At 69.8% G+C, this 15,302-nt stretch carries 12 protein-coding genes and 1 tRNA gene; 7 read left to right on the top strand and 6 right to left on the bottom strand.

Going from position 1 to position 15,302, the window contains the following annotated elements; translation table 11 throughout:
- Positions 1–90: 90 nt before the first annotated feature.
- Positions 91–1,248, top strand: coding sequence for a glycosyltransferase (locus JJJ15_RS06135; RefSeq protein ID WP_200511793.1), 1,158 nt, complete (start codon positions 91–93; stop codon positions 1,246–1,248).
- A 7-nt stretch (positions 1,249–1,255) separates the two neighbouring features.
- On the opposite strand, the gene JJJ15_RS06140 is transcribed toward JJJ15_RS06135, so the two are convergent.
- Complete coding sequence (locus JJJ15_RS06140; RefSeq protein WP_106109913.1) at positions 1,256–1,975, bottom strand: TetR/AcrR family transcriptional regulator; 720 nt, start codon at positions 1,973–1,975, stop codon at positions 1,256–1,258.
- 561 nt (positions 1,976–2,536) lie between these two features.
- Here JJJ15_RS06140 and JJJ15_RS06145 point away from each other — a divergent pair.
- The 6 genes from JJJ15_RS06145 (at position 2,537) to JJJ15_RS06170 (ending at position 10,936) form a co-directional block, all read left to right on the top strand.
- Positions 2,537–4,021: a MalY/PatB family protein gene (locus tag JJJ15_RS06145; protein ID WP_200511794.1), complete on the top strand. Its 1,485-nt coding sequence runs from the start codon at positions 2,537–2,539 to the stop codon at positions 4,019–4,021.
- Positions 4,022–4,500: 479 nt separating this feature from the next.
- Entirely contained in the window at positions 4,501–5,754 is a 1,254-nt protein-coding gene (locus tag JJJ15_RS06150) for a PLP-dependent transferase (RefSeq protein ID WP_200511795.1), read from the top strand.
- 586 nt (positions 5,755–6,340) lie between these two features.
- Entirely contained in the window at positions 6,341–6,748 is a 408-nt protein-coding gene (locus tag JJJ15_RS06155; protein ID WP_106109915.1) for a hypothetical protein, read from the top strand.
- Between the two features lie 396 nt (positions 6,749–7,144).
- Positions 7,145–8,617: an Eco57I restriction-modification methylase domain-containing protein gene (locus JJJ15_RS06160; RefSeq protein ID WP_200511796.1), complete on the top strand. Its 1,473-nt coding sequence runs from the start codon at positions 7,145–7,147 to the stop codon at positions 8,615–8,617.
- Between the two features lie 492 nt (positions 8,618–9,109).
- Positions 9,110–9,889, top strand: coding sequence for a GAD-like domain-containing protein (locus tag JJJ15_RS06165; protein ID WP_200511797.1), 780 nt, complete (start codon positions 9,110–9,112; stop codon positions 9,887–9,889).
- A gap of 873 nt (positions 9,890–10,762) precedes the next feature.
- Complete coding sequence (locus tag JJJ15_RS06170; protein ID WP_200511798.1) at positions 10,763–10,936, top strand: hypothetical protein; 174 nt, start codon at positions 10,763–10,765, stop codon at positions 10,934–10,936.
- 370 nt (positions 10,937–11,306) lie between these two features.
- Here the strand turns inward: JJJ15_RS06170 and JJJ15_RS06175 are convergent, their stop codons facing one another.
- From JJJ15_RS06175 to JJJ15_RS06195, 5 genes are all read right to left on the bottom strand, one after another.
- Positions 11,307–12,290 (bottom strand): ribose-phosphate diphosphokinase, encoded by a 984-nt coding sequence (locus JJJ15_RS06175; protein ID WP_200511799.1) that lies wholly within the window; start codon positions 12,288–12,290, stop codon positions 11,307–11,309.
- 63 nt (positions 12,291–12,353) lie between these two features.
- The gene (locus JJJ15_RS06180) at positions 12,354–13,337 is read right to left on the bottom strand and encodes an NTP transferase domain-containing protein (RefSeq protein WP_246742192.1); all 984 of its coding nucleotides are present in this window, start codon (positions 13,335–13,337) and stop codon (positions 12,354–12,356) included.
- 90 nt (positions 13,338–13,427) lie between these two features.
- A tRNA-Gln gene (locus tag JJJ15_RS06185) sits at positions 13,428–13,499 on the bottom strand.
- A gap of 223 nt (positions 13,500–13,722) precedes the next feature.
- Positions 13,723–14,403 carry an HAD family phosphatase gene (locus tag JJJ15_RS06190; protein WP_200511801.1) on the bottom strand — a complete coding sequence of 227 codons (681 nt, stop codon included), beginning with the start codon at positions 14,401–14,403 and terminating at the stop codon, positions 13,723–13,725.
- Between the two features lie 3 nt (positions 14,404–14,406).
- The gene (locus tag JJJ15_RS06195; protein ID WP_200511802.1) at positions 14,407–15,177 is read right to left on the bottom strand and encodes an HAD family hydrolase; all 771 of its coding nucleotides are present in this window, start codon (positions 15,175–15,177) and stop codon (positions 14,407–14,409) included.
- Positions 15,178–15,302: the final 125 nt, after the last annotated feature.

Raw genomic sequence — 15,302 nt, forward strand, 5'->3', positions numbered from 1 at the left:
GGTTTCAAGCCATCTCATCCTAGCAACCAGGCAGTCCTCACGACAGGGTTACGGCTCGGTCACGACAAGGTCACAGTCTAGGCTGGTGCCATGCGTGAGTACCCTTCCGACCCGCCCCCTCTGACCAGGGTCGTCTTCCTCATAGACGACCTGCACCGGCCCAACGGGATCGTCTCGGCCACGGACCTGCTGGCCACCGAGATGAGACGGCGGGGGCTGGACGTGGATCTGTGGTGCTTCGGCCCCTGCGACGACGACCTGCGGGACCGCCACCACGTCGTGAACCCCTTCCCCGGTCGGCGCCTGACCAGCAGGATGGCGGGGTTCGAGCGCTCCCGGCAGGGGCTGCGGCCGGTGCGCCGCGTGGTGGGCGCGCTGTGGTGGCCGCTGGTCCGGGTGTGGATGCACTGCCTGGCCAGCTCCTGGGACGAGGGCACGATGGTGATAGGGGCCGGCCTGGAGTCCACGCTCCTTCTGGCCCAGGCGGGGGTGAGGCCCAGGATCCTGGTCTCCCAGGTCCACGAGGACATGTCCAGCCTCACGCCCAGGCAGTGTGACCTGGTCCGTCAGGCCGCCCAGGTGTCCCGGGTGGTCTCGGTGCTCACCCCGTCGGGGATCGGCGCGCTGGCGGGCTGGGGCCTGGAGGCGGTGTGCCTCGTGGACCCGGCGCCCCCGCTGCTGGGCCGGGCGGACCCCGCCACCTCCCAGACGGTGGTCTACCTGGGCAGGCTGGCCCGCGCCAAGCAGGTGGACCACCTGATCGAGGCCTTCGCTGCCGTCGCCCCGGCGGGGTGGAAGCTGCGGATCTACGGGGACGGGCCGGCCAGGGAGTCCCTGGAGGCGCAGGCCGAGGCCAGCGGGGCCGACATCGCCCTGTGCGGGACGGTCCAGGACATTGGGAAGGTGCTGCGCGGGGCCGCCATCCACGCCCTGCCCTCACGCGCCGAGGGCCTGGGCATGTCGGTCCTGGAGGCGAACATGGTGGGGCTGCCCACGGTGGCCTACGACTGCACGGCGGGGATCCGTATGTCCGCCGGGCCTGACGCGTTCCTCGTGCCCAACGGGGACCGCCAGGCGTTCCAGGAGACGCTGGGGGCGCTCATGTCCGACGCCGAGGCGCGGGCACGGGCGGGAGAGCTGGCCTTTGAGTACGGCCAGAGCTTCGCGGCCCCGGTGGTGGTGAACCGCTGGTTCGCCCTGTGGGGGATGCTGAACCGCCCCCAGGGCCTAGGGCGGGAGCAGGGGTAGGCGGGCCTCAGGCCCGCAGGCTCCACTGGTCGCGGACGGTGTCCACGTACAGGCGGATCTCCTCCACCATCCCGGTGGCGACCTCCGCACCGGCGGCCGTGTCCGGCGTGGTGGCGCACAGCCACTGGATCTGGAGGCCGTCGCTCAGGGCGGTCAGGGTGCGGGCCACCATCCGGGAGGGCATCTCGGCGCGCACCAGCCCCTTCCTCTTGCCCCGCTCGAAGCTCTGCTCAATGAGGCGGATGGTTTCGGCCAGGTGGCCCGCCATCCAGGCGTGCCCCGGGTGGGTGGCGTCCAGGACGGTGGGGGTCATGGCCGTGTAGACGGCCACGAACTCACGGTGGCGCACGTTGCGCTCCATAATGTCCAGCCACTGGTCCAGGAAGATCCAGGGATCCTCCCCCTCGGTGGCCAGGAAGGCGATGACGTCCTCGGCGTCGCGGCGCTGGAGGACCTCGGCGAAGAGGGCGTCCTTGCTCGGGAAGTGGTGCAGGAGGCCGGCCTTGGAGATCTCCGCGGCCCGGGCGACCTGGGCCAGCGTGGTGCCCCAGTAGCCGTGCGTCCCGAAGATCGTGACGGCCTCAGCGAGGATGCGCTCGCGCTTGTCCTCGCTGCCCGTGCGGGGGCGGCCCGGTCCCCTGCCGGGCCCTCCCCTGCGCCGGTAGTGCGCGCGAGGAAGGGTCCTGCGAGGTCCAGACGATGCCGGTCTGCCGGATATGCTGGTCATGCCTGTATTGTTGCACGTCAAGCATACTTTGAGGTAAAAATCCCGGATCCGCAGGCCACAGGTTGGCCGTGAGACGAACCTCAGCGCGCCACCGAGCGCACCCCGGTGGGCAGGGAGTATGGTGATGGCATGGCTGCTTCGACCCTTCTGACCTGCGCTTTGACGGTGCGCACCCCGGTCGTGGGTCGAATGCGCATGCGCTGACAGCGCCAGCCGTCGCTGTAGCCCCAATACGGTCAGAGTCCGAGCCGCGTGTGCTGCTCGTCGCACTCCGCGGGGGCCTGTGCCCGCCCCCGTGTTCATCCGCCCCCCAGACACCTTGACGGCGCCCTACCTCAGCCCCGCCGACCGCGCCGGTCCCGGGCTGGCTCCGGCCGACGTCGGGTCGGCTCCGGTCCACGTCCCGGGCTGGCCTTGGTCCACGCCCCGGAAGTTGGAGCTGGCCGCCCGGAGCTGGCCCGGCTCCGGTCGGAGCGAGGACCAGAGCGAGCTGGCCGCCCGGAGCGAGTCGACCCGGACGCATGAGGTAGCCGTCGCGCCACCGTCCCCAGGAGCCCCGCCATGACCACGACCGCACCCGCCCCCCTGACCACCGCGCCCACCCTCCCGGACGGCGGCCTCAGCAATACCTCGCCCACCCTCCCGGGTACCACCGCCCCGGGCACCGCTACCCTCCCGGGTAGCGCCGCCTCCCCGAGCACCCCGGGCACCGCACCCGCCGCCCTGGGAGGCGCCGACTTCCCCGGCGCCTCTCTTTCCGGCGCCACGGCCTTCCCCGGCACCTTCCTTCCCGACGCCCCCAGCCAGTTCGACCTTGTTGCCGACCGCCGTGGCACGGGGAGCCTGAAGTGGGACTTCGCCGCCCGGCGACGTCGGCCCCAGGACGCCCTGCCGTTGTGGGTGGCGGACATGGACCACGCCACCGCCCCCTGCGTGACCAACGCCCTGCTGTGGCGGGTGCGCCACGCGATCTTCGGCTACTCCGAGCCCGACGCCGCCTACGACCGGGCCCTGCGCAACTGGTTCTCCCGCCGCTACGACTGGCAGGTGGACCCGGAGTGGAACGTGGTGACCCCCGGCGTCGTGCCCGCCCTGGCCCTGGCGGTACGTGCCTGCACCGGTCCCGGGGAGGGCGTGGTCATTGAGGAGCCCGTCTACTACCCGTTCCGCCAGGTCGTGGAGGGTGCCGGGCGGCGCGTGGTGTCCGTGCCGCTGGTGCGAGGGGCTGACGGCGCCTACCGCCGCGACCTGGGGGCCCTGGAGCAGGCCCTCCAGGCCAGCGGGGCCCGCCTGCTCATCCTGTGCAACCCGCACAACCCGGTGGGTCGGGTGTGGTCACGCGATGAGCTGGCCGACCTGGCCGAGGTCACCGGCCGCCACAGGGTGACGGTGGTGGCCGACGAGATCCACGCCGACCTGGCCCTGCCCGGCTACCGGACCACCCCGTTCGCCTCCCTGGGGCGTCAGGTGGCGGCCCGGACCATTAGCTGCACCTCGCCGTCGAAGTCCTTCAACCTGGCCGGCCTCCAGGTGGCCAATATCCTCATTGCCGACCCCGGCCTGCGCGCCGCCTTCCGCACCGAGCTGGACGCCGTGGGCTACTCCCAGCCCGGCGTCCTGGGGCTGGTGGCCTGCCGCGCCGCCTACGAGGGCGGGGACGAGTGGCTGGACGCCCTGCGCGAGCACATTGCCCGCGCCCACGCCCACGTGGCCCGGCGCCTGGAGCGGATCCCGGGTATCACGGCCACCCCCTGCGAGGGCACCTACCTGCTGTGGCTGGACTGCACCGGCCTGCTGGCGGACACCGGCCTGGAGGCGGGTGAGCTGGACGCCTTCATGCTGGATCAGGCGGGCCTGTGGCTCGACGACGGCGCCGTCTTCGGGACCGGGGGCGAGGGCTTCACCCGCATGAACGTGGCCTGCCCCCGGGCCACCCTGGACGCGGCCCTGGACCGCCTGGAGCGCGCGGTCCAGACCCTGCACCACCACCCCCGCCCCCGTCCTCGCCCCCGTCCCCTCCGCGAGAACGGTACTTATTCGTCGTGAGAACGGTACTTATTGCTCGCGAGAACGGTACTTGTTCGTCGCGAGAACGGTACTTGTTTGCCGTGAGAACGGAAGGCGGTCCAGCTCTCAGGACCGCCCTGACCTCGGAGGCCAGCTGGCCCACGCAGACGGGGCACAGCGCTTCACCACCAGGGCCAGAGCCATCCCAGCTGGTCCACGCAGACAGGGCACGGCGAACTCGACGCCACACAGACCGGCCTCGGTCAAGCTGCTCCACGCAGCACACGCATCACGCACCGCCGCCCACGCAGACGGGCCCCACGGCCCAGCCCACCCCGGCCTCTCCCCCGGAAGCCAGCTGTCTGCGCAGGTCAGGAGCCTGGCCGTACGCGGCGCAGGGAACCGCCCTCACTAAAGTGACAGAACCAGCCACGGTACGACCAACAGTAAGCAGACCCCGGGAGCACCGGTCGGCAGGACCGGTACCAGCACCTCAACCACACGGAACGGGAACCACAATGACCACCACCCCCTCACCACGCCCCCACAGTGCCACCACCCACCCCGGCGAGGCCCCGGACCAGCCCGGCGCCCCCGCAGCGCCGCACCACGCCGCACGCCACGCACCCGTCCACCACCACGCCAGCTGGCAGGGGGACACCTCCGGGGCGCAGTACGCCATAGAGACCGTCCTGGCGCAGGCGGGCACCGGCACCGACCCCGCCACCGGCGCCATCACCACCCCCATCCACCTGTCCACCGCCTACGGGCACCCGGGCCTGCGCCAGTCCACCGGCTACGACTACACGCGCACCGCCAGCCCCACCCGCGACGTGCTCCAGGACGCCCTGGCGCTCCTGGACGGCGGGAGCGCCTCCTTCGCGCTGTCCTCGGGGATGGCGGCCGTCGAGCTCGCGGTACGCACGCTGGCCCCGCACAGGAGCCGGATCGTGGCCCTGGAGGACCTCTACGGCGGCACCTACCGCTTCCTGGAGGTCCTGGTCGAGGAGGGCGCCTACCAGGTGGACTTCGTCAGGGGCGAGGAGGGGCTGCGCCGGGCCCTGGCCGACCCCGCCAGCCTGGTCGTGATCGAGACCCCCACCAACCCCATGATGACCCAGTTCGACGTCGCCACCGTGTCCACCCTGGCGCACGACGCCGGGGCTCTGCTGGTGGTGGACAACACCTTCCTCACCCCCTACCTGCTGCGTCCCCTGGAGCTAGGGGCCGACGCCGTGGTGTACTCGGCCACCAAGTACCTGGGCGGGCACAACGACGTCATGGCGGGCGTGGTCACGGTGGCCGACGCCGAGCTGGGCGAGCGCCTCCAGTACCGTCTTAACACCACCGGCGCCACGCTGGGGCCCCTTGACTCCTTCCTGCTGCTGCGGGGCCTGAAGACCCTGGCGGTACGTATGGACCGGCACGAGGCCAACGCCCGGGCCGTCGTGGAGTACCTGGAGGGCAGCGACGCCGTCACCAGGGTCCTCTACCCGGGACGCAGCGGCATGGTCTCCTTCGACCTGGCGCCGCAAGTGGACGTCGCCGCCTTCCTGGGGGCGGTGCGGGTCTTCACCTTCGCCGAGTCCCTGGGCGGGGTGGAGTCCCTGGTGACCTGTCCCGCCGTGCAGACCCACGCCGACGTCCCGCTGGCCACGCGGGCTGCCTACGGGCTGAGCGACCGGCTCCTACGCCTGAGCGTGGGGATTGAGAACGCCCATGACCTGGTGGCGGACCTGGACCAGGCCCTGGCGGCGGCCACCCGTAGCTGAGGCACTGGGCCACCGCCCTGGGGCACGAGGTGGCGCCCGAGTTCGAGGGCGCGCACGACACCGCCGCGGTCCGCCGCCCCGGGGCACGGGGTGGCGCCCGCCACGACGGCCCCCTGGACCCGGGCCAGTGCCCTGGGGCACCGCCGTCGTCGGCGACCTCGTGGGGAACCCCGGCCGCCCCGGGGTACAGGGTAGCGCTCTCCGACGGGAGGTGAGGGAGCCCAGTTATATGCCCCTCACAGGAACCGGGCGGTTGATTTACAGGTCACATCGGGCCATCCGTTATCTGATCGTAATAATCCCAAGGCATTTATATGACCCTCTTTCATCATCAACAGCGCATTGCCCTTCAGGTGGCTAACCCGCAGCTCACGCTCCCTGCGGAGCGTGCAGCGCATACAGGTTCTGGTACCCACCCCCCTCAGCGGTTGACAGTCGCCCCGGCCGACCAGAGAATCTGATCCGTCCGCAGGACAGGTAATCTCCGGCTCGGGAGACCCGCGGTCGCAGTATCGTGGTCGCGGCGTCCCGGCCCGACCGCACCAGGGGCCGCACTCGTGCGCGCACCGCTAGGGGAGGAACGCTCATGGCAAAGCAGCACAAGTACCACAACTCGCGCATTGAGGCGCTGACCACGCTGCCGGTGGATACCGTGCTCAATCTCGTGGCGCAGGTCGCCGAGCGCCAGCGCACCATTAGGATGGTGGGGCGGGACGGGACCTCGGCCCGTCTCAACGTCAAGAACCTGATGGGTGGCACGATCATCGAGTTCGTGGTCGCGACGTCGTCGGACGGGTACCGCACCCGCGTCACCTGCAGGATGGAGAACTACTCGACCAGCAGGATGACGTACTTCTACGTCATCCCGGTCTCTCCCAGGTACATTGACGGCTACGGCGTGTACCGGCGCTTTATGCGCTCCCTCCAGGAGGCCATTACGGCCGCCGACCCCTCAAGCCGCTCCAGCATTATCGAGAAGGACAACGCCATGTGAGGGACACTCACTGGCGCAGCAGCCTGACGGACTCCGGCCAACCAGCTCCCGGACCGTGGGGTATAGACACCTGGCGCTCCCGACCCGCGCCCGGGCGGGACCAGTGTTCCCAGGCTGCGGAGATGTCCCGCCACGGGTCCACAAGCTCCGCAGCAATACTCCCGGGCCACGGGGAGGTCTACACCCCGTGGCGTTAAGGAGCCCGGTGCCCCCGGCCACGGGGAGCCGAGCGCCGAGGCCCTGAGCAACCCACACACCCGCCAGTGCCCCCGGCCACGGGAGACGTCCGGGCCGGGTGCTGTCCTCGTTGAGACGGCAATGCCCTCGGGGCCCGGGGAGGGCAGGGGACGCCCACGGCCACCAGACGCCGCAGGACAGACCCGGTAGCCTAGGGCCGTGGATCTGCTCTCACTGGCTGCCGGGCGACGCGACGCCGGACTGGCCGCGCTCGACGACGGCGCTCGGGCGGATCTGGGCCAGTTCCTCACCCCGATCGAGGTCGCGCGGCTCATGGCAGCCCTGCCCCGCCTACCGCGTCAGGGAGTCCTGCGCGTACTTGACCCGGGTGCCGGCTCGGGCGTGCTGTCCGCTGCCGTCGTGGACCGGGTACGCCGCGAGGCCCCGGATCTCCGGCTGGAGGTCACCGCCGTCGAGGTCGACGAGCGCCTGCACGGCGTCCTGGCCCAGACTCTTGGAAGCCTAGAGGACGTCGGCGTACGGACCACTCTCGTACGGGACGACTTCGTGAACTGGGCCCTGGGAACCGACGAACGGTTCGACCTGGTGATCCAGAACCCGCCGTACCGTAAGATCAGGTCAGGTTCGACGCTCGACAGGGACCTTCGTAGCGCAGGAATCATAGTACCCAATATTTACGCAGGTTTTATGGCGCTGGGATCCCTGCTCCTGGCCGATCTCGGCCAGCAGGTGTCGATCACACCTCGCTCGTGGATGAACGGCACCTACTTCTCAGAGTTCCGACGCACCCTGTTGACACACCTTAGAATCGACTGCATCCATACGTTCCAGTCACGTTCCCAGGTATTCGGTGACCTGGGGGTCCTTCAGGAGACAATCATTGTGGCGACGACGCGGGGTGCCATCCCTCAGGAGGTCCGGTTGTCCTCATCGTTGGACCATCGGGACACCCCGGCAAGTCGGTCGGTCCCGTACTCTCAGGTGGTGACGGACGACTTCATCTTTGTTCCGGCGTCGGACGAGGACGGCGCTGCGGTGTCGTGGATGGAACGTGTCCGGCACACCCTGGCGGACCTCGGGCTGACAGTCTCCACAGGAAAGGTCGTGGGATTCCGTTCCCGTGACCTTCTGACGGACAGAAGCGGTCGGCACAACGCCCCTATGGTCTACCCGGCCAACCTGGTGAACGCTCAGGTGGTTCACCCTCGCAGCACGGTCCGAAAGCCTCAGTGGCTCAGGACCGCTCCTGCGCATGCGTCCGGACTTCTGGTACCTGCTGGCTCCTATGTCCTGGTCAAGCGTTTCTCGACCAAGGAGGAAAGACGGAGGATCGTTGCCTCCCTCTGGTCAGACGACCGCGCTCCCGCTTTTGACAACAAGCTTAACTATATCCATCAGCAGGGGCACGGCATAGATCCGCGGACCGCGGCCGGACTGGTTGTGTGGCTCAACTCAAAACATGTCGACGACTACTTCCGCGTATTCTCCGGACATACGCAGGTCAACGCCGGGGACCTGAGACGAATGAAGTTCCCCACCTTAAGCCAGCTGAGGATGCTGGGAGAGTCCGCGCTCAGCCCGGACGACGCCGTGGAACAGATAATGGGCGATTCTGAGAGGTATAGCGTACTCCGCTCCTCCCCACGAGGATCCTCCTCTCCCCGCCGGTGACGACAACCCGGCCAGCAATCTCCTCTAACCCACGGACGTAAAACAGCACACCGGGTCTTCTCACGACAACACCACAGAGGGCACCCTGCCCCTCATGATTAGGCCTTGCCCTATCGCTGTGCTGAGGAGTCCGATATCGTGGTCCGCTGTTGCGCGCGTCCCGTACGGGAGAGGTAGGGGCGAACGGTGCGGCGCCCGCGTCCGACGACGGGTGCCTGTACCGGGAGATACCCCTATTGGAGCACCTGGTTCTGTCGCAATCTGAGGATCAGAGCAGGCCCCACCCCGTTCTCATCTTTGTACACCTAATATCCACGCAGGTCAGGGGCTCGAGCCTTGACATGGTTGAGGGTGGTCCTCGTTCTGATCCTCAGATTGCGACACACGCACGGATTCTGGTCGTCAGACAGGTGCCAGGCCGTCGTTCAGAGGGCTGCGTAGAGCTATCCGAAATCCGTGCCGTGAGAAACGAGGCGGTGTAGTGTGGGGTGTATGGTTAGTGGTCTGCCGTGGGGTGATGAATGGGTGGAGCAGAAGATCCGTGAGGGTCTGCTGGAGGAGGGGTTGTGGGCGCCGGTGGGTGTGGGGCGTCCGGTGCCTGAGGAGTACTTTGAGCGGTTTGGTGGTGTGCTGCCGTCGTCGGTGTTGTACGTGTGGAGGCGTCTGGGGTTCGTGGGTCTGGGTGGTGGGCGGTTCTGGGTGACGGACCCGTTGGAGTGGGCTCCTGCGGTGGAGGCGTGGTTGGAGGGGGTGGTGCTGCCGTTCCCTGATCAGGTGTGGTGGTGCCTGGGGCGTACGGCCCTGGGGCAGATGTGCCTGTGGGGGGAGGTCTCGGGCCCGGCCCTGAGGGTCGACCCCCTGGACGGCACCCTCAACCCCAACGCCGACAACGCCGGGAAGATGGCCGACCCGGTGATGCGTGAGCGTATGGGCTGTCTGCTGTTCACCAGCCCGTGGGAGGACTTCGACGTGGACGAGGTGTCGGGTCGGCCGTTGGTGGATGTGGCCCTGGGGCGTCTGGGGCCCCTGGAGGCCGACCAGGTGCTGGGGTTCGTGCCGCCCCTGGCGGTGACGGGCCGCCAGGAGGCTGGTCTGCTGGGTGTGCAGGAGGCCGTGCCCTACCTGGTGGTGCTGGCCCAGACGGTCGAGCGTCGTCTGGGGGTGGACTACAGCGCCCAGATCGGGGCGGTGATCGAGCGCTTCGACCTGGGCAGGCCCCTCACCCCCGACGACGAGGGCGCCGAGCCCGACGGCGAGGGCGCCGGGTGGTGAGCCCAGCGCGCCGGGCGCGCCCGGCGGGTGGTGCGCGTGCTGGCGGGGCCCATCCTGGCGCCACCGCCGGTGGCGGGGCTGGTGGTGGTGTCGCTACGGGGCCGTGGGCAGCGCGCGCCTCGGCCCGGGAGACGTCCCGGGGCGGGGCCGCTCGTACGGGGGCCGGTGCTGGTGGTGGTCTGGTGGCGTCCAACGGGTTCACCCCGGGGGTAGCGGAGGGGCCGGGTCGAGGACAATCGCCCGCCCACCACGCGCACCCGCAGACCCGGCAGGCAGCGCTGGGACTCGTGCTGGCGCTGGCGGCGGGGCCAGTGGTGGTGTCGCTCGTACGGGGGCCCGTGGGCAGCGGGCGGCGCGCGTCCTGCGGGTGCTGGTGGCGGGGCCCGTGCTGGTGCCAGCAGCACCACCGGCGGCGCGAATAGGAGCCCCAGCTTCTTGCAAACAGGTTCTACCCTGTCCGCGCTATAACCCGCCACACTGGAACCCGCCACGCTGGCGCAGGTAGTCGAAGCGCCATTACCTCGCGTGTTGCACATTATATAAACTAAGGGGTGGCCACCCTTGTACACGACCGCGGACAGTTCCTCCGGAATATCGCACGCTGGCGGCCCAAGTAGCCACCACACCCGCTCCGAGCTGCGTAGATACCTGGACCTGGCGATATCTCGAACAACCTACCCAGAAGGAGACAGCCCATGATGTCGATCGACGACCCCGTGGCCCTGGCCGTCATGGAGTGGCTCTCACCCCAGGCCGGAGGGAGGGCGCAACGGTCCGCCGTCGTGGCCCTACGCCGCGACCTGCGACTTCCTTGAGGAGGATATGCGCCATCACCCCGGACGCAGCGAGAGCCCAGGGTACACCATGTCCATTGTGCTGGAGCCGACCGAGCTCGTCTCGGTCACCGTCTGGAAGGTCAAGATAGACTTTCTGGTAAGGGAGCTCGTCCTGCCTTGCCTGTGGCCGGGAAGATACATAATCATCCGAGAGGGCGGCCGTGTCGCCGCCGTCGCCATGATCACCGACGTCCTCGTCGAGCTCACGTAGGCGACATATCCCCGCATACCGGACCACCGGTCGCGACAACACCCTCCTGCACACTGTCACAACCCGTCCTCGCACGTCAGACCCACACCGGTCAGCCTTTAGGCGGGTACGGGCAGCCTCACGAGGAGACATTTTGTGCACAGGGGAACCGATTGCGCAGAAAGTAACCAATCGAGGTTACCTTCTGCGCAGAACGTCACCCTGTGCACAAAATGTCCCGCCCCGCGCAAAACGTCCCCGTACACCGGCCCGACGTCGCCGCCGTGGACGTACCTTAGCCACGGGGAACGTACCCTAGACGACCTCTAGGGTACGTCCACAATGACGAAGGTACGTCTCCGACGGCTAAGGTACGTCCGCCTAGATGCCCTCAGCCCTTGCTCGGCTCAAAGAGGCTGGTGACGCTCTTGTCGTCGAAGACCGCCTTAATGGCGCGGGCCAGGAGCGGGGCGATGGGCAGGATGGTGAGGCGCTCAAAGCGCTTGGCCGCCGGGATCGGCAGGGTGTCGGTGACCACGACCTCCCGGGCCCCGCAGGTGGACAGGCGCTCGACGGCGGGCCCGGAGAGGACCCCGTGGGTGGCCAGGACGATGACGTCCCTGGCCCCGGAGTCCAGGAGGACCTTGACGGCCTTGGCAATGGTGCCGCCGGTGTCGATCATGTCGTCCACCAGCACGCAGGAGCGCCCGGCCACGTCGCCCACCACCCGGTTGGCCACGGACTCGTTGGGGCGGGTGACGTCACGGGTCTTGTGGACGAACGCCAGGGGGGTGCCACCCAGGGCGTTGGCCCAGCGCTCGGCCACGCGGATGCGCCCGGCGTCGGGAGAGACCACGGTGGCGGTCGAGGGGTCCACGCGGGTGCGCACGTAGTCCACGAGCACGGGCTGGGCCCACAGGTGGTCCCAGGGGCCGTCGAAGAAGCCCTGCTCCTGGGCGGTGTGCAGGTCCACGCTCATGAGGCGGTCGGCACCGGCGGTCCTGTACAGGTCGGCCACCAGGCGGGCGCTAATGGGCTCGCGCCCCAGGTGCTTCTTGTCCTGGCGGGCGTAGGGGAAGAAGGGGGCGACCACGGTAATGCGCTTGGCGGAGGCGCGCTTGAGGGCGTCCACCATAATCAGCTGCTCCATGAGCCAGTCGTTGACGCGGTCGCCGTGGGACTGGATGACGAACACGTCACAGCCGCGTACGGACTCGTTAAAACGGACGTAGATCTCACCGTTGGCGAAGTCGTAGGAGGTGGAGGAGAGCACCTGGGTGCCCAGCTCCCGGGCGACGTCGCCGGCGAGCTCGGGGTGGGCGCGTCCGGAGACGACGACGAGTCGCTTCTCGCCGCTGGTGATGATACCCGTCATGGGGCTTGGTTCCTCTCTGCGTGGCGTCAGGCCGGTTTCGGTTGTCGGGGAGGCGGGGAGGGCTCAGGAGGAGGCGTCAAGCTCCGTGAGGGGCGGGACGACGGCGCCCGCCGGGACGTGGGCGTCGGTCAGGACCGTGTAGGCGCCCACGCGGGTGCCCTCACCGACGGTGGTGGTGCCGCGCACCAGGACGCCGGGCTCGAGCTCGACGTCCCGGGCCAGGGTGGCAGTGACGTCCACCCAGGTGCTGGCGGGGTCGACCACGCCCACGCCGGCGGCCATCCAGCGGGCCAGGACGCGGCGGTTGAGCTCGGCGCCGAGGCTGGCGAGCTGGGCGCGGTCGTTGCAGCCCTCCACCAGCCAGTGGTCGGTCACGACCAGGGCGGAGGTGGGGCGTCCGGCGTCGTGGGCGCGGGCGACGACGTCGGTGAGGTAGACCTCACCCTGGTCGTTGTCGGTTCCCAGGGTGGTCAGGGACTCACGCAGGAAGGCGGCGTCGAAGACGTAGATCCCGGCGTTGACCTCGCGGACGGCGCGCTGGGCCGGGGTGGCGTCGCGCTGCTCGACCACGGCCGAGACGGTGCCGTCGGCCTGGCGGATGACGCGCCCGTAGCCGGTGGGGTCGGTCAGCTCGGTGGTCAGCAGGGTGACGGCGTCGCCGCGTTCGGTGTGCTGGTCCAGCAGGGCGGTCAGGGTGGCGGTGTCCAGCAGGGGGACGTCGCCGCTGGTGACCACCACCGGGCCGGTCAGGTCGGCCGGGAGGGATGCCAGGCCGCAGGCCACGGCTCGCCCGGTGCCGGGGATCTCGTCCTGGTCGGCGGGCACGGCGTCAGGAGCCACCTGGGCCAGGTGTGCCACGACGGCGTCACGCTCGTGACGCACCACGACGACCAGGTGCGCGGGATCCAGGCCCCGGGCGGCGGTGAGCGCGTGGTCCAGCAGGCTGCGCCCGCCAATGCGGTGCAGGACCTTGGGTGTGGCGGACTTCATACGAGTTCCCTTGCCGGCAGCCATGACGATGACGGCGGCGGGGGCGGTAGAGACCACGGGTCCTCTTCTCATGGTGCGCGGTGACAGGCACCGCTGCGGTCAGGGTCGGTAGCAGGACGGACGCATTGTACGTCCCCTGCCACCACGCTCCGCCCCCAGGGTTCGAACCCGGGCCTCAAGGCTCCAAAGGCCTGCGTGCTGCCGCTACACCAGGGCGGAAGGCCGGGCCCGCCAGGGCCTGACGCCAGGACCAGTGTCTCACGTCCGCGCGGGGAAGCTTATCCGCGGTCGGCCTAACCGTGTCTCCCATGACGCACTGGCCCCGGGTCGGGTGCGCACCGGGCCCAGCGGCCACCAGCGGGCGCGCCACCACCCTCCGCTCACCCCACCGCCCCGCGGGGGCGGGCGTCGTCAGGCTCACGCTCCGCCGCGGCCTGGAGGCTCACCCCACCGCCCCGCGGGGAGCGGACCCCGGGGACAGGTACGGGACGACGGCCGTCAGGTCCCCCACCACGGTGATACCGGGGTCGGCGGGGAACACCTTGGCCCCGCCGACCTGGATGACGCGGAGGTCGTTGGAGCGGGCCGAGGCCACGCCGGCGGCCGAGTCCTCCACCACCACGCACTCCCGGGGGCCCAGCCCCAGCCGCTGGACGGCGGCGGCGTAGGGCGCCGGGCTGGGCTTGCCCGAGGCCACGTCGTCCCCGGTGACCAGCGCGGCGAACACGTCATCCAGGGCGCGGGCCACCGCCTCGACTATGCCGCGCGGCGACTGGGTGACGATCACCTGGACGAGCCCGGCGTCGGCCGCGGCCGAGGTGGCCTCCCGGGCCCCGGGCAGCAGGGGCGGGTCGGCCCTGACCGCGGCCCCGACATCGGCGACCATGGCGGCGAAGACCTGCGCGGTGGCCGGGTCCTCAGGGCCGGACGTGGCGCCGGTGGCGGCAATGAGCTCGTGGACACGCCGGATCGAGACCCCCCTGATGGCGGCCACCGCCTCCGGCGTGGGCCTGCCGCCCAGGGCCCGGCAGCGGCTCCGGAAGGCCTCGTCCCAGAGGGGCTGGGAGTCTATGAGCGTGCCGTCCAGGTCCCACAGGACGGCACGGAGACGGTCCGCGGCCACGGCTCAGCCCTCCAGGAGCGAGTCGATCAGCGCGGCCACCGAGGGGACCACCCGCTCGCAGGCCGCGACGACCTGGGGAGGGGACCAGGGCAGGGCGATACCGTGGTCGGCCACCGCGTGCATGCTCAGGTCGTTCCAGGAGTCCCCGACGCTCCAGGTCTCCACCTCCTGGCCCGCCAGGGGACCGGCCAGGAGGTCGGTCAGGCCCTGGCCCTTGGAGCAGCCCGCGGGCACGACGTCGAGGAAGTCCTGGTTGCGGTACAGCTCGATGCCCGAGCCACAGCACTCCGTAATGACCTGCGCCACACGGTCGTTCTCGGCGTCGTCCGCCACACGCACCGGCACCCCGATAAACCGGTGGTCAACCACCTCCGTGAGGGCCAGGGGGGAGAACACGCGCAGGATGGAGGAGACGTCCTCCAGGGTGTTGAGCAGGACGTAGTCGGTCTCCAGGGTGGTGGCGAACACCGTGATCCCGGAAATACCGGTGAGATGTGACACAATCTCCTGGACAACCCCGTCAGGCAGGTAGCGGGCGGACAGGAGCCGGTAGTCGCCGTCGGTCAGGACGGCGCCGGTAAAGGCCACGGCGTAGTCGAAGCTGACGCCGCAGGGTCCCAGGGCGTCCTTGGTGGCGAAGACGGACTTGCCGGTGTCCACCACCAGGAGGTGGCCTGCGCGGCGCCAGCGCTCCATGGCGGCCAGGTCCTCGGGGCTGACCTGCCGGTCGAACAGGATGGTGCCGTCCAGGTCGGTGGCTATGAGCTTGCGCACGGGTACGTTCTCCTACGGTGCGGGTAAAGGGCCCGGGCGGCCAACCGGCAACCCTGAGTTGACCTATATCACATAGTAGCCTCTTGTGCCCCGGGGTGCCAGGGCGCCCGGCTGGGGGCTGACCC

Origin of the sequence: Actinomyces sp. HMT897 (genome assembly GCF_016626125.1) — a bacterium.
Lineage (GTDB): Bacteria > Actinomycetota > Actinomycetes > Actinomycetales > Actinomycetaceae > Actinomyces.